Raw genomic sequence first — 268 nt, forward strand, 5'->3', positions numbered from 1 at the left:
GGCCCAGGGCCTCGTCTATCTCTGCGGCCAGACCTCCGGTGGAACGGACATCGCCGACATCGCGGGCCAGACCCGCGAGGTGCTGTCACGGATCGATCGGCTCCTCGGCGAGGCCGGCTCCTCCCGCGCCCACATCTTGACGGCGACGATCCATCTCCGCGAGATGGCCGACTTCGACGCGATGAACGCTGCCTGGGATGCCTGGATGCCGGAGGGCAGCGCCCCGGCGCGGACCACCGTGGAGGCCAAGCTCGGCACGCCGAGTTTG

The 268-nt window shown here is 70.1% G+C and carries 1 protein-coding gene; it reads left to right on the top strand.

All coding sequences use genetic code 11. The features are described 5' to 3' along the window. The coding region (locus PU683_RS22200) for a RidA family protein (RefSeq protein ID WP_277174668.1) at positions 1-268 on the top strand (268 nt) is incomplete at both ends.

The sequence above is a fragment of the Candidatus Kosakonia sp. 282A-S69 genome, from assembly GCF_029433855.1.
Classification (GTDB): domain Bacteria; phylum Pseudomonadota; class Gammaproteobacteria; order Enterobacterales; family Enterobacteriaceae; genus Kosakonia; species Kosakonia cowanii_A.